The organism is Methylobacterium sp. GC_Met_2 (assembly GCF_026540795.1).
Lineage (GTDB): Bacteria > Pseudomonadota > Alphaproteobacteria > Rhizobiales > Beijerinckiaceae > Methylobacterium.
The window spans coordinates 75,404-97,773 of record NZ_JALNUM010000005.1 but is presented as its reverse complement, the minus strand read 5'-3'; the positions used below and the strand labels follow the sequence as shown (position 1 = coordinate 97,773).

Below are 22,370 nucleotides of genomic sequence, written 5' to 3'. Positions count from 1 at the left end.
ATCCAGGAGATAACCGATGGCCCGCGTCAAACGCGGCGTGACCAGTCACGCGAAGCACAAGAAAGTTCTGAAGGCCGCCAAGGGCTATTACGGCCGGCGCAAGAATACGATCCGCATCGCCAAGCAGGCGGTCGAAAAGGGCATGCAGTATGCCTACCGCGACCGCAAGAACAAGAAGCGCACGTTCCGCGCTCTCTGGATCCAGCGCCTCAACGCGGCGGTCCGCGAGCACGGCCTGACCTATTCGCGCTTCATCGACGGTCTGTCGAAGTTGGGCATCATCGTCGACCGCAAGGCACTGTCGGAACTGGCGATCCACGAGCCGGCTAGCTTTGCCGCCGTGGTCGAGAAGGCCAAGGCCGCGCTGCCCCAGACCACCGCCAAGGCCGCCTGATCCGGGCCCACGGCGAGACGCACGGAAGGCGCGGTTCCCCCGGGGGCCGCGCCTTCGTCGTTTTCAAGGGTCCGTCCGGTGCTTGCGCCCGGGCGCACAACGCGCGACAGCACCCGCGACGGCGCCTTTCCAACCCAGTTCGATGACTGCGATGACCGATCTCGACACCCTCGAACGCGACCTCCTAACCCAGGTATCGACGGCCGCCGACGAGGCGGCCCTCGACGCGGTGCGCGTTTCCGCGCTCGGCAAGAAGGGCAGCATCTCCGACCTTCTGAAGACTTTGGGCAGCATGACCCCGGAGGAGCGCAAGGAGCGCGGACCCCTGATCAACGGCCTGCGCGATCGGGTGCAGGGCGCCGTTACTGCGCGCAAGACCGAACTCGCCGAAGCCGCCCTGGAGGCCCGTCTTGCCTCCGAGCGGATCGACGTGACCCTGCCGGCTCGCGAGGCGCCGGAGGTACGCGGACGGATCCATCCGATCTCGCAAGTCATCGACGAGATCACCGCGATCTTCGCCGATATGGGCTTCGCGGTGGCCGAAGGGCCCGACATCGAGACCGACGAGCTCAACTTTACCGCCCTTAACTTCCCGCCCGGCCACCCGGCCCGGGAGATGCACGACACCTTCTTCCTGGCGCCGGACCGCGACGGGAAGCGCAAGGTGCTGCGCACTCACACCTCGCCGGTTCAGATCCGGACGATGCGGGCGCGAACGCCGCCGATCCGGGTGATCATTCCGGGCCGGACCTACCGGCACGATTCCGACCAGACCCACACGCCAATGTTCCATCAGGTTGAGGGGCTGGTGATCGACACTAGCGCCAACATCGCCAACCTGAAATGGGTGCTGGAGGAATTCTGCAAGGCGTTCTTTGAGGTCGAGGGCGTCAAGATGCGCTTCCGGCCGTCCTTCTTCCCGTTCACCGAGCCGTCCGCGGAAGTGGACATCCAGTGCTCGCGCAAGGGCGGCGAAATCCGCTTCGGTGAGGGCGACGACTGGCTGGAAATCCTAGGCTGCGGGATGGTCCACCCGAACGTGCTGCGCAATTGCGGACTCGATCCAGACGTCGTCCAGGGCTTCGCCTTCGGGGTCGGCATCGATCGCATCGCCATGCTCAAATATGGGATGCCGGACCTGCGCCCGTTCTTCGAGGCGGATGTCCGATGGCTCGACCATTACGGGTTCCGGCCGTTGGATGTGCCGAGCCTCGTGGGCGGCCTCACGGGCTAAGTCGCCCCGGCTCCACCCGCGCCCCTCCGGCCCCGGTGATGGCCCCGCAATCCTGTTCCTCCGACGGTCGAGCCGACATCAGGCTCTCGAAGGTCCATCATGAAATTCACCCTCTCCTGGCTCAAGGACCACCTCGACACCGAGGCCTCCCTCGACACCATCGCCGAGACGCTGACGCGGATCGGCCTGGAGGTGGAGGGCGTCGAGGACAAGGCCGCTGCGCTCAAGCCCTACGTGGTCGCCAAGATCCTGACGGCCGAGCAGCATCCGAACGCCGACCGGCTGCGGGTCTGCACCGTCGAGACCGGGGCCGGCGCGCCGACGCAGGTCGTCTGCGGAGCGCCGAACGCCCGCGCCGGCCTCGTGTCGGTCTTCGCGCCGCCTGGCACCTACGTCCCGGGCAAGAACATCACCCTGTCGGTCGGCACGATCCGCGGCGTCGAGAGCCACGGCATGCTTTGCTCGGGCGCCGAACTCGGCCTCGGCGAGGACCATGACGGCATCCTCGAACTCCCGGCCGAGGCTCCGATCGGCCAGTCCTACGCGCTCTATGCCGGACTCGACGATCCGGTCATCGAGATCAACCTGACGCCCAACCGCCCGGATTGCACCTCGGTCCACGGCATCGCCCGCGATCTCGCCGCCGCCGGCATCGGCACGCTGAAGCGCGAGGCCCTGCCGGTCGTGCCCGGCGAGGGCCCCTGCCCAGTCGGCGTCGAAGTGGCCTTCGATGCGGGCGACCGGCACCTCTGCCCGCTCTTCGCCCTGCGGCTGGTGCGCGGCGTCAGGAACGGCCCCTCCCCGGCCTGGATGCAAGCCCGGCTGCGGGCCATCGGGTTGCGCCCGATCAACGCGCTGGTCGACATCACCAACTACGTCACCTTCGACCGCGGCCGCCCGCTGCATGTGTTCGACGCCGCCAAGGTCTCCGACAGGCTCGTTGTCCGCCGGGCGCAGGACGGCGAGAGCCTGCTCGCCCTCGACGGCCGCACTCACACGCTCTCCGGCGATACCGTGGTGATCGCCGACGGGAACGGCGTCGAATCCATCGCCGGCATCATGGGCGGCCAAGCGTCGGGCTGCGATGAGACCACCACGGACGTGCTGATCGAATCGGCCCTGTGGGATCCGACCAACATCGCGCAATCGGGCCGGCGCCTCGGCATCATCACCGATGCCCGCTACCGCTTCGAGCGCGGCGTCGATCCGGCCTTCGCGCTCCCGGGACTCGATCTCGCAACTCGCCTCGTGGTCGACCTCTGCGGCGGCACGCCGAGCGTAGCACAGATCGCCGGCGAACCGCCCGAATTCGAGCGGATCATCGACTTCCCCTGGACCGAGGTTCGCCGCCTCGCCGGCCTCGACGTCCAGCCCGGCGAGATGCAGCGAATCCTGGAGACGCTCGGCTTCCACGTCTCCGACACCGGCGAGCGGGTGCAGGTCCACACCCCGTCCTGGCGGCCCGACGTGGAGGGCAAAGCCGACCTCGTGGAGGAGATCGTGCGTATCGCCGGCCTCGACCGAATCGTGGCGACGCCCCTGCCGCGTCTGGCCGGCATCGGCGGTGCGCTGCTCACGGTGATGCAGAAACGCACGCGGACTGCCAAGCGCGCCCTGGCGAGCCGCGGCCTGTTGGAGGCGGTGACGTGGTCCTTCGTGTCGCATGACGATGCCGTGCTGTTCGGCGGCGGCGGCGCCGACCTTGCCCTAGCCAATCCGATCGCCTCCGACCTGTCGGACATGCGCCCAAGCCTCGTGCCTGGCCTGCTGCGCGTGGCGCAGCGCAACGCGGACCGCGGCTACCCGGATGCCGCCCTGTTCGAGGTCGGCCAGTGCTTCGCCTCCGACGAGCCGGAGGGCCAGACGATCCGCGCGGCGGCGATCCGCCGGGGCAGCGCGACCCTGTCGGGAGCCGGGCGCCATTGGGATGGCGCGACCGAGACTGTAGACGCGTTCGACGCCAAGTCCGACGCCCTGGCGCTGCTTGGCAGCCTCGGCGTGCCGACGGGTGGGCTTCAGGTGACGGCCGGCGGACCGTCCTGGCTGCATCCCGGCCGCTCGGGGACGCTGCGGTTTGGGCCAAAAACCGAGATCGGCTGGTTCGGCGAGGTGCACCCGCGGACGCTTCAGGCCCTCGATCTCAAGGGCAGCCTCGTCGCCTTCGAGATCGTGCTCGACGCGCTGCCGCTCCCCAAGCAGAAGCCGACCAAGGCCAAGCCGGCGCTCGTGCTCGCCGAATTCCAGCCCCTGTCGCGCGACTTCGCTTTCGTGGTCGGCCGCGACGTGCCGGCCGGCGACATCATCAAGGCGGCCCAGAACGCTGAGCGCAAGCTGGTCACGGCGGTCGATGTGTTCGATCTCTACGAGGGCCCAGGCGTGCCGGAGGGCGCGAAGTCGGTGGCGATCGCAGTGCGGCTGCAGCCGGTGGACCGCACGCTGACCGATGCCGAGATCGAGGCCGTGAGCGCCAAAATCGTCGCCGAAGTTATGCGCCGGACCGGCGCGACGCTGCGCGCCTGAGGGGAACCGCATGGACCGGACCGCCCTGCTCATCGCGGATCTGGCGGCGGCCGAGCGCCGGCCGACCGCGGCTCTGCGCGAGGCCGTGAAGCATCCAGCCGCGATCGCCGAGGCGACGCTGCCGCTGCTCGAGAAGGCGGCAGACGAGCGCGAGCTGACCCCGGAGGAGGCCAACCTCCTGTTCTGGGGCCTGCACGTCATGGCCCAGGCCCGGGACACGCGGGCCCTCGCTCCCCTTCTGCGTCTCCTGCGGCAGGACGAGGAGAGCCTCGATGCCGTGCTGGGCGATGCGCTGACCGCGACCCTGGCCAAGGTGCTGGCGAGCCTATTCGATGGCGATCCGCAGCCGCTGTTCCGCCTGATCCTCGACAGCACCGTCGACGATTTCGCCCGTATGGCGCTGCTCTGCGCCTGCACCTTCCTCACCCTGGAGGGCCGCATCGACCGCGCCGCGATGCACGACCTCCTCGTCCGCTTCGACGACGCGCAGGCCGCCGTCGAGGAGGCTCCAGCCTGGACCGGCTGGGAGGAGACGATCGCGCATCTCGGCTTCCGGGACCTCGCCCCCCGGGTTGCCGCGGCCCGCGCCGACGGGCGCATCACCGACGAGGTCAGCGACGCCGAGTGGTTCAAGGAGGCCCTGCGCAAGGCCGAGGCGAAGCCCCACGACCGGGAGCGGCTCGGCCCCTATCAGTACGGTTACTTGGACGATGCGATCGACGCCCTCGACTGGACCGTGGAAGGTGCCGGCGAGCCGCAGCGCAATCCGTTCAAGGATGTCGGGCGCAACGATCCCTGCCCCTGCGGCTCGGGCAAGAAGTTCAAGAAATGCTGCCTCGGCAAGGAGCAGGCCGAAGGGCCCTGGATGCCCCCCGGGCCCCTATTCGGCTGACGTCCCGCTGCCGCTGAGCGGATTGTCCGGATCCCACGCATAATGCAGCGTCTCGAACCGCATCGCGCGGGCATCGACCATCAGCAGGCGCCCGACCAGGGGCTCGCCGAAATCCGCCACCGCGCGGATAACCTCCATGGCCATCAGCGAACCCATCACGCCTGCCAGCGCTCCGAGAACGCCTGCCTCCGCGCAGGCGGGCACGCTGCCGGGGGGCGGCGGGTTCGGGAACAGGCAGCGATAGGTTGGATTCGGGTTCCCGTCCGGGCCGGTCTCGTGCGCCCGGATCGTCGTGAGCGTGCCGTCGAACCGGCCTAGAGCTGCCGTCACCAGCGGCCGGCCCGCATGGAAACAGGCATCCGAGACGGCGTATCGGGTGGCGAAATTGTCGGACCCATCCGCCACGAGGTCATAGCCGCGGATCAGGTCGACCGCGTTGTCGGGTGTGATCCGGGCCGGATGGGGGCTTACGGCCACATGCGGGTTGAGGCGGGCCACGGCATCGGCGGCGCTCTCGACCTTCGGACGACCCAGGTCCGGCGTACCGTGGATCACCTGCCGCTGAAGATTTGAGAGGGCGACCACGTCGTCATCGACGATACCGATCGTGCCGATCCCGGCGGCGGCGAGATACTGGATCAGCGGGGCGCCTAGGCCTCCCGCCCCGATGACCAGCACCCGAGCCGCCTTCAGGCGCGCCTGACCGGGACCACCGACCTCGGCAAGGACGAGGTGGCGGGCGTAGCGTTCGATCTCATCGGGAGCGAGGGCCATGCGCAGGCCATAGGCCGTCCCGGCGGCCGGCGGAAGCACCGATCCAGCGGGTGTTCCATGTCCGGTCGGACGCCGAAACGGAGCGCGGACGATCGACAGCGCTGGGACCAAACCGTCCCAGGCCGCGAATCAGGATCATGACGAGCAGGGCCGCGGCTCGCTCAGCGCGGCGCCAGAATCATGATCATCTGCCGACCTTCGAGCATCGGCTCGCTCTCGACCTTGGCAATCTCGGCCGTCTCGTGCTTCACACGCTCCAGGAGGCGCAGGCCGATATCCTGGTGAGCCATTTCACGGCCACGGAAGCGCAGGGTCACCTTGACCTTGTCGCCCTCCTCGAAGAAGCGGTGAACCGACTTCATCTTGGTGTCGTAGTCGTGCTTGTCGATGCCGGGGCGGAGCTTGATCTCCTTGACCTCGACTGTCTTCTGCCTCTTGCGGGCCTCGTTCTGCTTCTTCTGCTCGTTGAAGCGGAAGCGCCCGTAATCGAGCAGCTTGCAGACGGGCGGCACGGAATTTGGCGCGATCTCCACGAGATCGAGGCCGGCTTCCTCGGCAAGAGTCAGCGCGTCGAAGAAGGCAACGACACCGCGGTTCTGGCCGGTATCGTCGATCAGCTGCACCTCTCGCACACCGCGAATGTCGCGGTTGGCGCGCGGCCCGTCCTTCTGCGGGGCCGGCATGGCTCTCATCGGTCTACGAATGGCTTCGGTCTCCTGCTGCAACGACGAAATGGCGGACCCGACAATCCCCTGAAGGATTACCTGGCCGCCGGCCGCTCCGGTCTCTTCCGGACATACTACGTTGGGGGAAGCGCGGCCAGAGTCAACGGCTGACCGAGGCGCGGACTGAAAATAAACAGCCGATGCCGCGCGTCATCCGTGCCCCCAAACCGGGCTTTGATTAACGGGCTCCCCCGCGCAATTCGGCATAAACCGCGAGGGTGTCTCCCACCATGCGATCCAAGGAGAAGTGAGTCTCCACATGGGTCCGCGCTCTGCGCGCCATGGCGTCCCGGGCACTCGCGCCGAGCGAGAGGGCTTCAGTCAGCGCCGACGCGAGAGCGGCGGCATCGCCCGGTGGGACGCGCCAGCCGGTGCGCTGTCCGGCCGGGACATCCGGCGGTGCCAGAACGGTCTCGGGGACAGCCCCGAGATCCGAGACGACCACCGGTGTCCCGAGCGCCTGCGCTTCGACGGCCGACCGCCCGAACGCCTCGGGCTCGATCGACGGCACGGCCACCACGGAGGCGGCCCGGAAGGCCGCCGGCATGTCGGTACAATGCCCGACCCGGCGGACGACGGCACCGAGATTCCTGGCCGCAATCAGCGCGTCGAGTTCGCCCTCGTAGGAGGTTCGGCCCTGGGCATCGCCGGCCAGCACGACAGCGATATCCGGCACGCCCCGGTCGCGCATCTGCGCGGCCGCCTCGATCAGCACGCGATGCCCCTTCCAGGCGGTGAGGCGGGCCGCCAGCAGAATCACCCGCTCGTGGGGCGCAACGTTCCAGGCTCGGCGCAGGGCCTCGACCCGGCCGGCACCGACTGCCACAGGGTTGAAAACGGCGAGGTCGGTACCCCGGTGGATCACCTGCACCCGGTCTCCGGCCTGCTCAGCATGCATCCGCGTAATGAGATCGGCCGTGTAGCGCGAGTTGGCGATCACCACGTCCCCGCGGGCCATGACGGAATTGTAGAGCACCTTCACGCTGGTCCGGCCGGAATAGCTGCCGTGATAGGTCGTGACGAACGGCAGGCCGAGCCGGCGCGCGGCAGCAAGCGCCACCCAGGCCGGCGCGCGCGAGCGGGCATGGATGAGTTGCACGCCCTCGCGGCGGCAGAGCATCATGAGCCGCACGACGTTGACCGCCATCGCCGCCGGGTTCTTCGAGGCCGCTGGGAATCGGAGCCAGTGGCCGCCCTTCGCCTGTAATTCGCCGACCAGACGCCCGCCCTCGGTCGCCACCAGGGCACGCGCCCCGACGGACGCCAGGGCGCCCGCGACATCGACCGTCGTGCGCTCGGCGCCGCCGGCTTCGAGTTCGGGGATGATCTGGAGGATCCGAGCGCCCGCCAGGACACCCACTTCGCTGGGAAAGCCCGTCAGGCCGCGCGACTCGGCGCCCGTCCGCGGTCCCTCGGCCAGGACGCGCATGCCGCCTGCCGGTATCTGCCAAATGCTCGCTGCCATTGCTTCAGCATCACAGCCGCGCTTTACGGTCCGGTAAACGGATGTTGAAGCGAACCGTATCAAGGACGGTGTTTCTTCACGCTTGGATGGGGATATCGAAGATCAGGATGCCCGATATGGAGCCAAGCTTCCTCACAGTCGGCACCGGCGACACGCAGCGTCGTATTGCAGTGCGCGCGCGACCCGGCTCGGGGCCGCCGGTGGTATGGCTGGGCGGTTTCCGCTCGGACATGAAGGCCACGAAGGCAACCGCCCTCGATCAATGGGCTGCTCAAGCAGGGCGCGCCTTCGTCCGGTTCGATTATGCAGCCCACGGCGAGTCGAGCGGCACGTTCACGGATTGCACGATCAGTTCCTGGCTGGAGGACGCGCAGGCCGTGTTGGGTACCCATGTCGGCGAGCCCCCGATCCTGGTCGGCTCCTCGATGGGCGGCTGGATCGCCTGCCTTGCAGCCCGCGACCGGGCAGCGGGTGGCGCGCCAAATGCGGGCCTCGTGCTCATCGCCCCGGCTCTGGACTTCACAGAGGATTTGATCTGGGAACGCCTCACCGAGGCGGGGCGCGCCATGCTGATGCGCGACGGTGTCCTGCGCAGACCCAGCGACTATGCGCCCGAACCGGACCCGCTCACTCTGAAGCTGATCGAGGATGGTCGCCGGAACTGCATGCTTGGGAGCCCCATCGATCCGACGTGCCCGATCCATATCCTTCAGGGCATGCGCGACACGGATGTACCGTATGCCCACGCCCTCAAGATCCTCGGCCGCCTGCCGGCCGAAGGTACGGTGATGACGCTGATCGCGGATGGTGACCACCGCCTGTCGCGACCGCAGGATATCGCACGGCTCGTGGCGGCGGTGGCCGAGATAACCTGACGGGCCGGAGCCCGCTTGGTTCAGTGCAGACTGACCGGCTGCAGATCCTGCGCGGCAGCATTGGCCAGAACGACAGCACGGGAATCGGCAAGCATGATCGGTGCACCGCTCGCCGAGAGCAGCGCGAACAGATCGAGTCCGGGCGTCAGTTCAGGGGCCTGCGGGAAGAAGCGGCGCACCTCGTCGGACCGGATCGGCCGCACGTAGGCGATGTGCCCCTCACCGAGCGCCGCAAGATCGGCCGGCTGGAAGTCGGCGGGATCGAGATCGGCGGGGGTCAGGGGCGACGGATTAAGAACGGTCATCAATGCCCTCCTGGCTGGCAGAGCGTCCGCGGCCGGTCCCGAAGGCACCGACAGCACCAAGCCCATGTGGGGATTGCTGCCGTCCGATCAATCTCAACCGCGCGCGCCGATATCGATCTTGCGCACAATTCGATCCGGCTCTGGGCGAACGAGGTCGATCGACAGCAGGCCATTGGCCAGATCCGCGCCCAGCACCTCCATGCCGTCAGCAAGGAGGAAGGTGCGCTGGAATTGCCGGGCCGCGATGCCGCGGTGGAGGAAATGACGCTCGCGCTCGTCGACCTGCCGGCCGCGCACCACGAGCTGGCTGTCCTCCAGCATCACGTCGAGCTGCTCGCGGGTGAAACCCGCGACCGCGAGCGTGATGCGGAGCCTTTCAGGCTCGCTCTCGGTCCGAGGCAGGCGCTCGATATTGTAGGGCGGATAGCCATCGTTGGTGGCTTTGGAGACCCGGTCGAGGGCCTGTTCGATCTCGTCGAACCCAAGCAGGAACGGATGCCCGAAGGGCGAAGTGCGCGTCATCGCGGCCGTCATCCAGAAAGCGAGGCCTCTGCCCCCGGGGCCTGCCGCCGCCCCGCAATGCCCAAGCACCTCGTCGACAGGGAGCCCACCGGGGCAGCGCTCCGCCGGACGAGACGCCGCCGGCAGTAGAGCGATATGGCCACGGTGGTGCTGGCCATCAAGGGACGCCTCTCGTTTAGTCCACCACCGGTCGGCACAGCCGTGCTGGGCATATTCGGCAATGATAGTTAGGGAATACTGGCAAGTTTTTGAGCCGTCACGCTTCCGACTAACAGTTTGGAACTGCTCTGATTTTTGAGCTGGGCCTTGATCAAGGCCGCGCCGGTGGCTTACTGCCGCGGCTGGCGATCGGACGATCACATCGGGCGATCGCTCGGATTTCAGCTGCGACGCGAGGCAAAGCGCCCATGGACGCGCCCCAGACCCTGTCGGACCGTGCGGCGCTGCAGCGCGTGGTCGACGTGTGCGGCGACGAGGCCGAGATCCTGGCCTTGTCAGTGGCTCGTTTCGTTGCAGCCGGCTACATGACCAGCGATGTGGCCTGTTGGAATGCTGCGTTCGACGGGGCCGAACAACTACTCGGGCCGGCGGAAGGGTGCCGGTTCGTGGCCTGCGTGGTGGCGATCATCCGTGCGCTACGAGTGGAGCGCGAGGAGGATTGGTCGTTCATGCCGGCGAGTTGCTGCCGCGTGACCGGTCATGAATGCGCGCTGGTCAACCTGATCAACCGGGGCCGGAAACGGCTCTGGGCGGATCTCGAGGAGGCGGCAGCGGAGATCACCGGGCGGGGCACGGCACCGCGGCTCGTGGCGGCGGTCCGGGCGGCCGTCGATCCGCTCGATGCGGCAGCCGAGCGCTTGGCGCCGACATCCTGCCGCGGTGGCGTTGTACTTCACTGAATCCCCTCCGGGATCGGGCGGGAACGGCGGGCGCAGGCCCCAGGACGAGGAAGAGGATGACGGTTCGGTGCTTGCCTTGAGCGTTCCCCTGTACCGCCGGCGGATCGGGCGTATCGCCCTCGACACGGCGGCCTGCGTCGCGCTCTCGGCGCTCCTCGTGGTCTCGGCCCTGGCGCAAGACGCGCCCGAGAAGGCCGGGCCGCTGAAGCTGCAGCTCAACAAGGTCGAGACGGCCGCTGAGGCGTGCCGCATCACAATGGTGATCGACAACACCAGGGGGGCGAGTCTCAAATCCTACAAAGTCGATCTCTTCGCCTTTGATACGGACGGAGTCGCACAGAAGCGTGTGGCGGTGGAACTCGGGCCGCTCCCACCCCGGAAGACCCTCGTGAAGATTTTCGATTTCCCCGGGATCGCCTGCAACAAGGTAGGGCGCGTCCTGTTGAACGACGTCCTGTCCTGCGACGGAAGCGACGCCGGCCGCGAAGCGTGTCTCGAACGGACCGAGACGGATTCGAAGGCCGGCATCCCATTCGACCGCTGATCTCGCGACCGCTGATCCCGGCCGCTGGACGGACGAAGCGGTGAGACCGTCCGGCGGCAGGTATCGCCGGGCGGTCAGCGGCATTCGCCGCACCCCGATAGGACGGCGGCGCAACGCCGCGTGAGACCAGGACGCCAGGAGCCCGCGATGGACCCGACACAAGCGCCGATCGAGGCCGCCCACGACTTCTCGTTCCTCGGCCTGTTCCTTCAGGCCGATCCGATCGTGAAGGGTGTGATGATCCTCTTGGTTGTCGCCTCGATCGCGTGCTGGACCGTAGTGTTCGAGAAGATCATCCGCCTCGCCGCAGCCCGGCGTCAGGCCAAGGAATTCGCCACGCTGGTCCAATCCGGCGGCAAGCTTGACGGCGAACTCAGCGGCATCGCCGGCCACATCGCGCGGGCCGGCATCGATGCATGGCGCGATCAAGACACCTCCGAGACCCGGGCGGAGCGCCGAGAGCGGATTGAGCGGGCGATGAAGGGCGCGCTCACGATGGAGGTGAAGCGCCTGCGCACCGGCTTGTCCCTGCTGGCGACCTCCGGGTCGACCGCACCCTTCGTGGGGCTATTCGGCACCGTCTGGGGCATCATGAACTCGTTCTCGTCGATCGCGCGCAGCCAGGACACGTCGCTGGCCGTGGTGGCGCCGGGCATCGCGGAGGCGCTGTTCGCCACCGCAATCGGCCTCGTGGTCGCCATCCCGGCCGTCATGGCGTTCAACAAACTGTCGGGCGACGTGGGCGCGATCCAGAGCACCTTCTCGTCCTATATCTCGCTGCTCGGCAACCGTCTGGCGCGCGACCGCGCCGGCACACCGCACCGCGCCGCCGCCGAGTAGACGCCTCCCACAGAACGCCCGCTGCTCCGTCGCGCGCAGAGGGAGGGCTCCCGGTGATCGGGAGCCTCGTGAGAGGCTCTGAGCCACTTCAAAAGGACCGCCCACGCGTGGGCTGAACGCACCGAACCGGAGACGCCCGATGGCGATGGGATCCATTCGCGCGAGCGACGACGACGATCTCGAAGACATGCCGATGTCCGAGATCAACGTGACCCCGATGGTCGACGTGATGCTCGTGCTGCTGATCATCTTCATGGTCGCAGCGCCGTTGATGACCACGGGCGTGCCGGTGCAGCTGCCCAAGACCGCGGCCCCGAAGGTGGCGCAGTCGAAGAAGCCCCAGGAGGTCACGGTCGACAAGGACGGCAAGCCCTCGATCGCCAAGGAAATCTTTACCATGGAGAGCTTGGTGCCGCGCCTGCGCGAGATGGCGGCGGCCGACAAGGATCAGGTCATCCTCGTGCGCGGCGACCGGGACGTCCCCTACGGCAAGGTCATGGAGGTCATGGGACTGGTGGGGCAGGCCGGCTTCACCAAGGTCTCGCTGATCGCGCAGTCGCCCGGCGGCGCACCGGCGCCCCAGTCTGCGCCGGCCGCTGCCGCCCCTGCCGGGACCGCCCGCTGAGCCGATGAACACGTTCGTATCGACGGATGCGCCCGAGGGGTTCGGGCAACGCCGCCCATCCGGGCTGGTCGTGGCCTTCCTGGTCGCACTGGGGCTGCATGCCCTCGTACTGGCCGCCGCGATGGTCCTACGGCTTGCGCCCCCGACGCCGCCCGGCGAGCAACAGATCACCGTGGATCTGGCGCCGATCATGACGGAGGCGCCGACGGAGGCACCGTCCGAGCAGCAAATGAGCCAAGCCGCGCCACCGGAGACGAAGCCCGTCGACCTGCCGCCCGACGAGGCGGTCCAGCCGCCGCCACCGACCGAGATGGCCGAAGTAAAGCCGGACGAGACCCCGGTGGTCGAGCCTCCGCCGCAGGCCGAGGCGGTCGAGACCCCGAGCCAGGTGATCACGTCGAGTTCGGAGGAGGCACAGCCGCTGACGCCCCCGCCCGCCGAGATCGCCAAGACCGAGGAGCCGCCGAAGCCGGTGCCCGATCCCGCCAAGCTCAAGGCTGAGCGGGAAGCGAAGCTGCGCAAGGTCCGGGAGGAGAAGCTCCGCGAGCAGAAGCGCGAGGAGGCGCGTCAGGAGCGTCTGGAGGACATTCGCGAGGCTAAGGCGAAGGCCGCGCGGGAGGCCAAAGCCCGTCAGGCGAAGGCTCAGGAGGGCGCCGAAGCGCGCAACTCCGCCTCGGCGTCACGCCAGAACGCGGCGGGCCGCGCCGCGGCGGGTAGCGATCCGAGCGCTCTGCGCCAATGGACGGGTGCGATCAGTGCGGCGATCCACGGGCGCATGAATGCGGGCGCCGCCAACGGCACCGGAGGCGGAACGGCGGTGGTCCGCTTTACCGTGATGCGCTCAGGCCAAGTTACGGCTGCAGGCCTCGCACGCTCCAGTGGCGTCGGGCAGATCGACAGCGCCGCGCTCTCGGCCGTCCGCGGCAGCCTTCCGGCCGCACCGGCAGGCGTGACTCAGCCTAGCCTGTCCGTCTCCATCCCGCTCAACTTCCGAGTGAGATAAGCCTTGCCTCACAACGCGTGGATAAGAACGCCGGAATCTGGACTGGTCTGAGCTTCCGGTGATCCTGGCGAATATTGTGCGCTGGCATACCCGGCGAGCGTTGCAGATTCGCCTTCGACCCGACGGGCATGCTAAAGTCAGCTTGAACACGCGTCCGTGTGCCTTCGGCGACGGGACACGGGTGTGAAGATCCGGCCTTGCCCTCCCCCTCCAACAGGCCGGACCTGCCCAGTCGCCGTCCCGCGCAGGTTGCGAAGGGTCGGATACGCTGCGCTGGGGCGAAAGGGACAGGATGAGCGACGAGACCGAGTTCGACCTCGACGAGGAGAATGCAACGCGCGACGCGGAAGCGGAGGCGAAGACGCGGGCCGACAATCGCATCGAGCGGGCCGAACGCGCCGAGCGGATGGCGCGCGAGGGTGCGCAGGCGATGGCGGAGCATCACGCGGCGATCAAGGCTGTCGATGAGAAGACCGTCAAGTTGCGGGCGCTTCGACTGGCCAAGGAAGAAGCCGAGGCCCAGACCAAGGCGGCCGAGAAGGAAGCCAAGGCTGCCGCGAAGGTCGCGGCCAAAGGTGCTGGGAAGGGCGCAGCCAAGAAGGCTGCGCCGAAAAAGACCGCCGCAAAGGGTTAGAGGCCGATGGCCGAAGATCGCAATCGCCGCCGCTTCACCGATCCGCGCGCGGCAGCCGAGGCGGCTTTCCGTGCCGCGACGTCTCCGAAGCCGGAGGCTCCCCCGCAGCAGGCGGCACCCAGGACCGCAACGCCCCCCGGTACGCGGGAGACGGTGAGCCTTCGCCTCGACAGTGCGGTACTCGCCCATTTCCAGAAGGATGGGCCGGGCTGGCAGGACCGCATCAACGCGGCGCTCAAGACGCTCATTCCTGCCGCTCAGGACTAACGCAGGATTTGAGCTTGGCGCGTTGGCGCCCGCGCCTCACGCGTCGCGGGGGCGCTCGCGGAGAATCCGGTTCACCGCGCGATCAAGAGCCGACAGGAAGGCCGACCTGTCGGCGCGCGAGAATGGTTTCGGACCGCCGGTGATCGTCCCGGCCTCTCGCAGGGACTGCATCAGGTCGCGGGTCGCGAGCGCCATGCCGATCGACGACTCGCTGAACGGCTTGCCGGTAAAGGCCAGCACCGTCGCGCCGGTTTTGACGCACCGTGCGGCGAGCGGCACGTCGGCTGTGAGGACGATGCTTCCAGGGCCGGCACGCTCGGCGATCCAGTCATCGGCAGCGTCGAGGGCAGAGCCGACCACGACGCGCACGATCCAGGGTTCGTGCGGCAAATTCAGGATGCTGTTTGCGACCACGTGGACGGTGAGCCCGTAGCGGGCCGCCACCCGGTAGGTCTCGTCCTTGACCGGGCAGGCATCGGCATCGAGGTAGATCGGCGGCCCCGCCGTATCGGCGCTCACGGTCGCGGCACGAGCTTCGACGTGAAGCCCGCCACGATCAGGAGCACCCCCAGGGCGAATTGCCAGTGCTCGATATCGCCGCCCACCGAGATCAGGATGGCGTGTCCGAAAACCAGCAGGCCGAGCAGCGGCAAGCCGAAGCGAAGTCCCATCTTCGCGGTCGTCAGGATGGCGGCTCGGGGTGCCTCCGTGCGGGGCATCAGCGGGCTGCCGCCACGCGACGGGGTTCCAGATCCGTGATGGGCAGCATATCGCCGTGACCGCGCTCGAGCGTAGCGACCGCGAGCGGAGCGCCGCGCCCTCGCAACGCGTGGGCACCCAGCGAGCGGGCGCGAACGCCATCCGGAAGCCGCGTCAGCCGGTCCAGGAGATCCTGCGAGATCAGAATGCCGACCCCGAGCGGACGGCATAGGGCTTCGATCCGCGAGGTAACGTTCACGGCATCGCCGAAATACGCGATCTTGTGTCGGTCGACTCCGACTTCGGCCGTGACGACCGAACCGCCGTGCAGGGCCGCCCGAAGGCGCGGCACCGTTCCGAACCGGGCCGTCCAGGCCTCTGCATCCGCCTCGATCCGGTCGAGGACGTCGAACAGGCACGTCACGCAGCGCGCATCCTTCAGGCCCCGGGCGATCGGCCAAGTGATGATGGCCAGATCCCCGACATAATCATCGACGGAGCCGCCGTTGCGGCGCACCGGCTCGGCCAACGTCGCGAAGACGGCGCCGAGATATTCCTGGGCTCGGAGGTCGCCGTGCGCCTCCGCGAAGGCGGTCGAGCCGACCACGTCGAGGAACAGGAACACCCGCTCCTCCGCCACCGGCTTGTGATAGCGGCCGATCATGAAGTTCACGAACACTTCGCCGCCGATCAGGTCGCGCATTCGGATCACGAAGACGAGGAGGCCGGACACGGCCAGGGCATAGGCGAGCACCCGGGCGGTCATGCGTGTGGCCGAGGTGAGGTCGTCGGTCGTCAGCGCAAACGCCCAGACCAGCAGGCCACCGAGCGCGTTGCCAGCCATGATCATCAGCACGTAGGCAAGTTCGGCCGCAACTACGTAGAGCCAAGCCGGAAAACGGCGGATCCGCGCCTGCAGGCCCGCCAGGATCAGGCCGCGGTCGAAGGCCAGCACCGTCGCGCCCATGCAGAGGCCATACGTGAATCCTGCAAGCGGGGACGCGCCCGCCACGAAGATGATGTTGTAGAGGAGCCCGGCGCCGGCCGCCGCCAGCAGGATCAGGACCCAGAACATGCGGTGAGCGGGCAGCATCGGCGCAACTCCAGCATGGCCAACCGAGCGACCGCGCACCGGACCGGGTTTCACGGGTTTGACCCTATAGCGCAGGCACGGCGAGCCCGCGCAGCATGACAGCAGGCCATGGCCTGAAGTGCAGCGCCGTCTTTATGCGCCCTGCCTTGCTCAACAATCCATGATGGCGCGAGTAAGGCGTGGAACGGCAGGGTCGCGGCGCCGGTGCCCATCGCCGGGGTCGCTGTCGGAAAAGCGCCAAGACAGGGAAGGGAACGACGCCATGCAGGCCAGGAGCTTTGGTGCAGCCCGCGTCCCGGTCTCGGTGATCGGCCAGGGAACGTGGCACATCGACCGGTCGGACCGCGGCGATGCGATCGCCGCGCTTCGGGCCGGGATCGATGCCGGCATGACCCATATCGACACGGCCGAGATGTACGGCGACGCGGAGGCGATCGTCGCCGAGGCGACCGCCGATTGCCGGGAGGAGGTCTTCCTCGTGTCGAAGGTCGTGCCTGGAAACGCGACCCGCCGCGGTGTCGTGCGCGCCTGCGAGGAGTCGCTGCGGCGATTGCGGACCGACCGGCTCGACAGCTACCTGCTGCACTGGCCCGGCCAGCACCCCCTGGAGGAAACCATCGCGGGGTTCGAGGATCTGCGCCGGGCCGGGAAGATCCTGTCGTGGGGCGTCAGCAACTTCGACATCGAGGATCTCGATCGTGCCCTGGCGATTGCCGGCCCGGACCGCATCGCCTGCAACCAAGTGCTCTACCATCTCAACGAGCGGGCGATCGAACACGCCGTTCTGCCCTGGTGCGAGAAGCACGGCGTCGCGATGGTCGGCTACTCGCCGTTCGGCAGCGGCGAGTTCCCGGATCCGGCTAGCACCGGCGGCCGGGTGCTGGCGGGAATTGCCGAGGCGCACGGCACGACCCCGCATGCGGTCGCCCTCGCCTTCCTGACCCGGATGCCCCTGACCTTCACGATCCCGAAGACCGGGCGCCCGAGCCGCGCGGTGGAGAATGCCGGCGCGGCTGAGCTGCATCTCGGATCCGCCGAGATCGCCATGATCGACGCGCATTTCCCGCGCGGCCCGCGCCCCCGGATGCTGCCGATGCTCTGAGCATCGACGAGCCGGCGTGCGATGCCCTCTCGTCTGTGCTCAGTCGCCGATGCCGAACAGCTTCTCGATGAAGTTGCGATCGTCCTTCGGCGCCCGCCGGGCCGCGGCGGCCGGGCGGGATGAAGGCGCCTGCGGATCGCCGAAGATCTGGCCAAGGACGCCGCCCGGCGCCTCCTGGCCGGCGCTGGCCACGGAGGCCGTCGTCTCCGGTGCCCTGCGCCAGCGGTTCATGTTGGGGAGCGGAACCGGGTTCTGACCCTTCAGCGCCTGGGTCATGTAGCCCTTCCAGACCTCCGCCGGCAGGTTGCCGCCCGTCACCTTCTTGGTCAGCTCGCCATCGTCGTTGCCGAGCCAGACCCCGGTCACCAAGCTGCCCGAGTAGCCGATGAACCACGCATCCCGGTAATCCTGGGTGGTGCCCGTCTTGCCCGCGAGGTCCCAGCCCGGAATGTCGGCCTTCTTGGCGGTGCCGCTGACGAAGGTCTCGTGCATCATGGCGTTCATCATGCCGTCGGCATCGGCGCTGATCACCCGGCCGAGCCCGTTCTCGGCCCGCTTGTAGAGCACCTTGCCGTCCTGCCCCTTCACGGCCGTGACCACGTAGGGGATCACGCCGGTGCCGCCATTGGCGAAGGCCCCGTAGGCGCCGACCATCTCCAGCAGCGTCACTTCGGAGGTGCCGAGCGCGATCGAGCCGTTGGCCTGGAGCGGCGAGGTGATGCCGAGGCGTTGCGCGGTCTGCACCACCGCCTTCGGGCCGACCTCCTGGCCGAGGCGCACCGCCACGGTGTTGAGGGAATGGGCGAGCGCCGTGCGCAGGGTGACCGGCCCCTCGTAGCGGTGCGAATAGTTCTCCGGCGCCCAGGTGCCGATGCGGATCGGCGCGTCGTCGCGCACCGTGTCGGGGGTGGCGCCGTGCTCCACGGCGGTCAGGTACACGAATGGCTTGAACGAGGAGCCGGGCTGGCGCTTGGCCGTGGTAGCGCGGTTGAACTGGCTCTGCGCGTAGTCACGCCCGCCGATCAGCGCGCGGATCGCCCCATCGGGGCGCATCGAGACGAGTGCACCCTGGCCGACGTTGAAGCGCGCGCCCTTGGCATTCAGCTCCTCGGTCAGGGTCCGCTCGGCGGTGGCCTGGAGGGCGGTATCGACCGTCGTCTGGACCGTGATGTCGGTTTCGAACTTGCCGACGTAATCGTCGAGTACGTCCATCACGAGGTCGGCGACGTAGTTGGCCGAGCCGCCGCCGCGGGCGTTGGCGGGCTTAGCCGGCTGGGCGAGCGCCACCTTCACGTCCTGCGCGGTCGCGAAGCCGAGATCCTGCATGGCGGCGAGCACCTGCGCGGCGCGGGCCTGCGCGGCCGGCAGGTTGCGGTTCGGGGCGAGCCGCGACGGCGCCTGGACGAGGCCGCCGAGCATGGCGGCCTGGGCGAGCGATACCTCCTTGGCGGGCTTGCCGAAATAGCGTTGCGCCGCCGCCTCGACGCCGTAGGCGCCGGCGCCGAAATAGACGCGGTTCAGGTAGAGTTCGAGGATCTCGTCCTTCGTGTACTTGTGCTCCAGCCAGAGCGCGAGGATCGCCTCTTGGATCTTGCGCGAGGCCGAGCGCTCGGGCGTCAGGAAAAGGTTCTTGGCGAGCTGCTGGGTGAGCGTCGAGCCGCCCTGCGCAACGCCGCGCCGAGTCACGTTCTGGCCGACCGCGCGCAGGATGCCGACCGGATCGACACCGAAATGCTGGTAGAAGCGTCGGTCCTCGATCGCCACGAAGGCGCGGGGCAGATAGGGCGGCAATTCCTTGATCGAGACCACCCGGCCGCCGGTCTCGCCGCGGTTGGCGAGCAATGTGCCGTCGCTCGCCAGGATCGCGATATTGGGCGGGCGCTTCGGGACCGCGAGCTGGTCGATCGGCGGGAGCTGGGAGGCATGGTAGGCGATGAGCCCAGCGAGCCCGATGACGGCCCAGAGGCCGAGCACCACTGTGCCGTAGACGATCCGGCCGAGCCACGAACGGCGACGCCGCTTCCGGCCCGCGCTCGCCGACCGTGCCGACGCCTTGGCCGGCTTGCGTGCCGGCCCACCCACTCGATTCGCCACGCCCTCTCCTGATCCAGAACGATCGTCACGGGACAGGCGCAGGTCGAGGTCGCCACGATCCCGCGCGCGCCCCTCCGGCACATCGAAGTTCGGCTCAACTCTGCCGCGCCCCTTGCCTGGACCGTTGCCTTGCCCCTTGGCCATGCATCCCGTCTTCGATTGATCCGGACCGGCGCGCCCCTCAGAGGCGACGCCGCACGGTTGTCGCGCGCCTCAGTCTGCGGCATCCGCCCCGACACAGGACAGGACGCGGCAGCCGCGCGTCCGCCTTGTCGAATCCGTTTGTGACCGCATCGCGGTGATGCTGGACGAGAAGGCTCGCCAATCCGTTAAGACCGCATCAACCTCTACGCCCCGGGCGCCGGGTCGGAAGGTTGCCCGGCACCCATCACCCGCCGCGCCTCGGCAAGCAGCACCGGGTGACGGGCTGATTGCGGACCGGAATCCGGCGTCTCCCGACCGAGCCGAGCGACGCGTGCCAGGAACAGGCGTCGACGCAGACCGAAGCGCCGGAGGCTCATCAGCAGCGCCTGAAGCACGAGGCGGACGGCTTCGGTGCGCTCGCGCTCGAGGACGATCTCGGTCTTCAGGGCCTCCTCGCGCCGGAGCGCGGCCTCGAGTTCGCCGCGGACGACCGTGCGCGCCGCCTCGTCCTGGCGCGCGACCGCCAGCGCGATTCGGCATTCCTGCAAGGCGCTGAGCAGAAGAAGCTCGTGCGCGGACGAATCTTTCACTCAGTCCTCCCGATGCGTCGCGGTCCGCCGCCGACCGATGCGACCCGTCCCCACGCCATCAACATCGTGAGCCGACGCCATAGCGAGCACGACCGCTGGCCGGAAGCCGCCATCCGAATTAATCGGCCCGGCATGACGCATCACGGGGGAATCGTGGACGTGAAGATTCGGATTGCCTCGGCCATCGCGGCCGGCTCGCTGGGGATGGGTCTGCTCGCGCTCTCCGCGGCCCAAGCCTATCAGCTCGACACGGTGAACCTGATTGCGTGCGCGCAGGAGGGGGGTGTCTGCCGGATGCCCTATCCCACCAACGTCTATTTCGGTGTTCCCGGCCGCACCAACGGTCGGCCGTTCCCACAGGGCGGTGTGATCGCCTGTAACGCTCAAACCTTCGGGGATCCCGCCCCGGGCCAGCCGAAGAGCTGCTGGTACGCGCCGCGTATCAATGCGGGCGGATCGAACGACCGCCCCCGGTACGAGGGCTATGACCGCCGCCGCGACGATGACCGCGACGATCGCGGCTACGACCGCGATTATGACCGCACGCCGATGCGGCGCCCTTACGACGAGGATTACGACCGGCCCGCGCCGCGGCAGTACCGGGACTACCGGGACTACCGGGACGACGATTGATCTTCCCCCGATAGCCACGCCCTCCCGCCGTATTCAGCCTGTTAACGGCGATCCGCCATGGTTTCGGGCATTCAGGTCCGGTTCGGCGGGCGGGTGCGGCCGAGGGAGAGTCTCATGACGGAGGACCGGCGCGGCACGTTCCGCAGGAACGCCTTCACGTTCGGCTCCCTGCTCCTCGCACACGGCGAGGTCAGTTGCCTGGTCTGGGACGCGACCGAGACGGGCGCCCAGATCGAGGTGGAGAACGATCAGCCGGTGCCGGATCGTTTCCCGCTGCGCCTGACCGCCGACGGCGATCCGCGTCCGGTTACGGTCGCGTGGCGGCGAAGCCGCCGGATCGGCATCGCGTTCGAGGGCTGAAGCGGCTCGTCAGGTCGCCTGCAGGGCCGGACGCGCCGACCTGCGGGGGGGCGCCAAGTGGAACCGTGCGGGCCGGACGAACAGGATCTTCAGTGGCGTGCCGCGCACGAGCCGTTCCAGGGCGAGCGGCAGCAGCACCGCGGCCACCATCACGAACAGGCTCACGGCACCGATATCCGCGATGATTCCGGTGCGCACGAGGATCTCCCGGGTCGCGGCCATCGGCAGCGAAAACGCGAGGTAGATGACGATCGAGCGCCGGCCGCAGACGCGTATCGCGTCCGCCAGGGGGCCACCCGCCCGGCCGATCAGGGCGGCCGCCACCACGATCGCCAAGGCTCCGGCGGCGCCGACGGCGAGGCTCACCAGGGGCAGGCTCGTCATCGTCGGATGGGCGGGATCGCTCGTGGGTGTCATGGCAAGCCAAGCGTCTAGAGCGGCCCAGACGGCAAGTCCGCCGAGCACCGGCCCGACATGGCGACGCGCCGTATCGGCCAGGGTGAAGATCCGGTCGGCGAACAGGTATCCGGCCACGAAGTAGACGTAACGGGCGCAGAACTCCTCGATCAGGGTCGAGTCGTTGCGGATATCGGCGATCTGCAACAGCGCGGCCACAGCCAGCAACATACCGCCCGGCAGGCGGCGCAGCACCTTGGTGACCACAGAAAACACAGCCAGCAGATAGATGAACCACAGGCTGGAATAGGGCTCGATCAGGGCGTGCGCGAGATGGGCTGCGAAGTCCGCGGGGCCGCCATCGCCGACGATCTTTCCGTATCGGGCCGCCGACTGGATCACGAGCCACAGCAGGTAGAAATAGGCGAAGTGGACCACGCGCCGGTCGGAGAACAGGCGCCAGTCGCGGTCGATCACCCGCCCCATGAACAGACCCGACAGCAGGAAGAAGTCCGGGATCCGGAACGGCTTCGCGAAGGCGACGACCGGGTGGAGGAAACCTTCGCCGCCCATGGCGTCGCCAGTGCCCGTCACGGCATGCATCATCACGACCAGGAGGATGCAGATCCCCTTCGCGATATCGACCCAGGCCAGTCGATCCCGTGCGTCCGCTGCTCCGGCCATCATCGCATCCCCGATACAGGGATGATCCTGGACCCCATGTGGTTGACGGCAAGATTC

Annotated in this window: 25 protein-coding genes; 15 read left to right on the top strand and 10 right to left on the bottom strand. The window is 68.3% G+C overall.

Features of this window, described 5'->3' with window-relative positions:
- Positions 1 to 16 precede the first annotated feature (16 nt).
- The 4 genes from rplT (at position 17) to OXS49_RS03625 (ending at position 5,040) form a co-directional block, all read left to right on the top strand.
- The gene (rplT, locus tag OXS49_RS03640) at positions 17 to 394 is read left to right on the top strand and encodes a 50S ribosomal protein L20 (RefSeq protein WP_267421875.1); all 378 of its coding nucleotides are present in this window, start codon (positions 17 to 19) and stop codon (positions 392 to 394) included.
- A 151-nt stretch (positions 395 to 545) separates the two neighbouring features.
- Positions 546 to 1,628: a phenylalanine--tRNA ligase subunit alpha gene (gene pheS / locus OXS49_RS03635; protein ID WP_244005069.1), complete on the top strand. Its 1,083-nt coding sequence runs from the start codon at positions 546 to 548 to the stop codon at positions 1,626 to 1,628.
- Between the two features lie 99 nt (positions 1,629 to 1,727).
- Positions 1,728 to 4,148, top strand: coding sequence for a phenylalanine--tRNA ligase subunit beta (pheT, locus tag OXS49_RS03630; protein WP_267421870.1), 2,421 nt, complete (start codon positions 1,728 to 1,730; stop codon positions 4,146 to 4,148).
- Positions 4,149 to 4,158: 10 nt separating this feature from the next.
- A complete protein-coding gene (locus OXS49_RS03625; protein WP_267421869.1) occupies positions 4,159 to 5,040 on the top strand; it encodes a DUF1186 domain-containing protein in 882 nt (293 codons plus the stop codon).
- On the opposite strand, the gene moeB is transcribed toward OXS49_RS03625, so the two are convergent.
- The 3 genes from moeB to OXS49_RS03610 all read right to left on the bottom strand — a co-directional run bounded on the left by moeB (position 5,029) and on the right by OXS49_RS03610 (position 8,004).
- Positions 5,029 to 5,814, bottom strand: coding sequence for a molybdopterin-synthase adenylyltransferase MoeB (gene moeB / locus OXS49_RS03620; RefSeq protein ID WP_244005099.1), 786 nt, complete (start codon positions 5,812 to 5,814; stop codon positions 5,029 to 5,031). The two genes, OXS49_RS03625 and moeB, sit on opposite strands and share 12 nt — an antisense overlap.
- 161 nt (positions 5,815 to 5,975) lie before the next feature.
- Complete coding sequence (infC, locus tag OXS49_RS03615) at positions 5,976 to 6,497, bottom strand: translation initiation factor IF-3 (RefSeq protein WP_243924932.1); 522 nt, start codon at positions 6,495 to 6,497, stop codon at positions 5,976 to 5,978.
- 220 nt (positions 6,498 to 6,717) lie between these two features.
- A complete protein-coding gene (locus tag OXS49_RS03610) occupies positions 6,718 to 8,004 on the bottom strand; it encodes a glycosyltransferase family 4 protein (RefSeq protein WP_267421868.1) in 1,287 nt (428 codons plus the stop codon).
- A 107-nt stretch (positions 8,005 to 8,111) separates the two neighbouring features.
- On the opposite strand from OXS49_RS03610, the gene OXS49_RS03605 reads away from it, so the two are divergent.
- Positions 8,112 to 8,879 carry an alpha/beta hydrolase gene (locus tag OXS49_RS03605; protein ID WP_267421867.1) on the top strand — a complete coding sequence of 256 codons (768 nt, stop codon included), beginning with the start codon at positions 8,112 to 8,114 and terminating at the stop codon, positions 8,877 to 8,879.
- 20 nt (positions 8,880 to 8,899) lie between these two features.
- Here OXS49_RS03605 and OXS49_RS03600 read toward each other — a convergent pair whose 3' ends face one another.
- Together OXS49_RS03600 and OXS49_RS03595 are read right to left on the bottom strand one after the other, a co-directional pair.
- Entirely contained in the window at positions 8,900 to 9,184 is a 285-nt protein-coding gene (locus OXS49_RS03600) for a DUF1150 domain-containing protein (protein WP_267421865.1), read from the bottom strand.
- Positions 9,185 to 9,277: 93 nt separating this feature from the next.
- On the bottom strand, positions 9,278 to 9,706 hold the full coding sequence (locus OXS49_RS03595) for an Hsp20 family protein (protein WP_243924936.1): 429 nt from the start codon (positions 9,704 to 9,706) through the stop codon (positions 9,278 to 9,280).
- 407 nt (positions 9,707 to 10,113) lie between these two features.
- Here OXS49_RS03595 and OXS49_RS03590 point away from each other — a divergent pair, with 407 nt between their 5' ends.
- The 7 genes from OXS49_RS03590 to OXS49_RS03560 all read left to right on the top strand — a co-directional run bounded on the left by OXS49_RS03590 (position 10,114) and on the right by OXS49_RS03560 (position 14,518).
- Positions 10,114 to 10,605, top strand: a complete 492-nt coding sequence (locus OXS49_RS03590; RefSeq protein WP_267421864.1) for a hypothetical protein — start codon at positions 10,114 to 10,116, stop codon at positions 10,603 to 10,605.
- Between the two features lie 67 nt (positions 10,606 to 10,672).
- Positions 10,673 to 11,149 (top strand): Tat pathway signal protein, encoded by a 477-nt coding sequence (locus tag OXS49_RS03585; protein ID WP_267421862.1) that lies wholly within the window; start codon positions 10,673 to 10,675, stop codon positions 11,147 to 11,149.
- Positions 11,150 to 11,296: 147 nt separating this feature from the next.
- Positions 11,297 to 11,989, top strand: coding sequence for a MotA/TolQ/ExbB proton channel family protein (locus OXS49_RS03580; RefSeq protein WP_267421860.1), 693 nt, complete (start codon positions 11,297 to 11,299; stop codon positions 11,987 to 11,989).
- A 139-nt stretch (positions 11,990 to 12,128) separates the two neighbouring features.
- Positions 12,129 to 12,614: an ExbD/TolR family protein gene (locus tag OXS49_RS03575; protein WP_267421858.1), complete on the top strand. Its 486-nt coding sequence runs from the start codon at positions 12,129 to 12,131 to the stop codon at positions 12,612 to 12,614.
- A 4-nt stretch (positions 12,615 to 12,618) separates the two neighbouring features.
- The gene (locus OXS49_RS03570) at positions 12,619 to 13,617 is read left to right on the top strand and encodes a TonB family protein (protein ID WP_267421856.1); all 999 of its coding nucleotides are present in this window, start codon (positions 12,619 to 12,621) and stop codon (positions 13,615 to 13,617) included.
- Positions 13,618 to 13,909: 292 nt separating this feature from the next.
- Positions 13,910 to 14,251 carry a hypothetical protein gene (locus OXS49_RS03565; protein ID WP_244005048.1) on the top strand — a complete coding sequence of 114 codons (342 nt, stop codon included), beginning with the start codon at positions 13,910 to 13,912 and terminating at the stop codon, positions 14,249 to 14,251.
- Positions 14,252 to 14,257: 6 nt separating this feature from the next.
- Positions 14,258 to 14,518, top strand: coding sequence for a BrnA antitoxin family protein (locus tag OXS49_RS03560; RefSeq protein ID WP_244005046.1), 261 nt, complete (start codon positions 14,258 to 14,260; stop codon positions 14,516 to 14,518).
- 36 nt (positions 14,519 to 14,554) lie between these two features.
- Here OXS49_RS03560 and OXS49_RS03555 read toward each other — a convergent pair whose 3' ends face one another.
- From OXS49_RS03555 to OXS49_RS03545, 3 genes are read right to left on the bottom strand one after another with little or no spacing between them, the layout of a single operon-like run.
- Entirely contained in the window at positions 14,555 to 15,037 is a 483-nt protein-coding gene (locus OXS49_RS03555) for a YaiI/YqxD family protein (RefSeq protein WP_244005044.1), read from the bottom strand.
- Positions 15,034 to 15,237 (bottom strand): hypothetical protein, encoded by a 204-nt coding sequence (locus OXS49_RS03550; protein ID WP_244005042.1) that lies wholly within the window; start codon positions 15,235 to 15,237, stop codon positions 15,034 to 15,036. The genes OXS49_RS03555 and OXS49_RS03550 overlap by 4 nt, the downstream gene beginning before the upstream one ends.
- Positions 15,237 to 16,310 (bottom strand): adenylate/guanylate cyclase domain-containing protein, encoded by a 1,074-nt coding sequence (locus tag OXS49_RS03545; protein ID WP_267421854.1) that lies wholly within the window; start codon positions 16,308 to 16,310, stop codon positions 15,237 to 15,239. The genes OXS49_RS03550 and OXS49_RS03545 overlap by 1 nt, the downstream gene beginning before the upstream one ends.
- Positions 16,311 to 16,572: 262 nt before the next feature.
- Between OXS49_RS03545 and OXS49_RS03540 the strand changes: the two genes are divergently transcribed.
- Positions 16,573 to 17,412: an aldo/keto reductase gene (locus OXS49_RS03540; RefSeq protein WP_267421853.1), complete on the top strand. Its 840-nt coding sequence runs from the start codon at positions 16,573 to 16,575 to the stop codon at positions 17,410 to 17,412.
- A 39-nt stretch (positions 17,413 to 17,451) separates the two neighbouring features.
- Here the strand turns inward: OXS49_RS03540 and OXS49_RS03535 are convergent, their stop codons facing one another.
- A complete protein-coding gene (locus tag OXS49_RS03535) occupies positions 17,452 to 19,650 on the bottom strand; it encodes a transglycosylase domain-containing protein (RefSeq protein ID WP_267421850.1) in 2,199 nt (732 codons plus the stop codon).
- A gap of 287 nt (positions 19,651 to 19,937) precedes the next feature.
- Between OXS49_RS03535 and OXS49_RS03530 the strand changes: the two genes are divergently transcribed.
- Positions 19,938 to 20,873, top strand: coding sequence for a hypothetical protein (locus tag OXS49_RS03530; RefSeq protein ID WP_267421847.1), 936 nt, complete (start codon positions 19,938 to 19,940; stop codon positions 20,871 to 20,873).
- 114 nt (positions 20,874 to 20,987) lie between these two features.
- Positions 20,988 to 21,233: a pilus assembly protein PilZ gene (locus tag OXS49_RS03525; protein WP_243924951.1), complete on the top strand. Its 246-nt coding sequence runs from the start codon at positions 20,988 to 20,990 to the stop codon at positions 21,231 to 21,233.
- A gap of 9 nt (positions 21,234 to 21,242) precedes the next feature.
- On the opposite strand, the gene OXS49_RS03520 is transcribed toward OXS49_RS03525, so the two are convergent.
- A complete protein-coding gene (locus tag OXS49_RS03520) occupies positions 21,243 to 22,313 on the bottom strand; it encodes an acyltransferase family protein (protein ID WP_267421900.1) in 1,071 nt (356 codons plus the stop codon).
- Positions 22,314 to 22,370 lie beyond the last annotated feature (57 nt).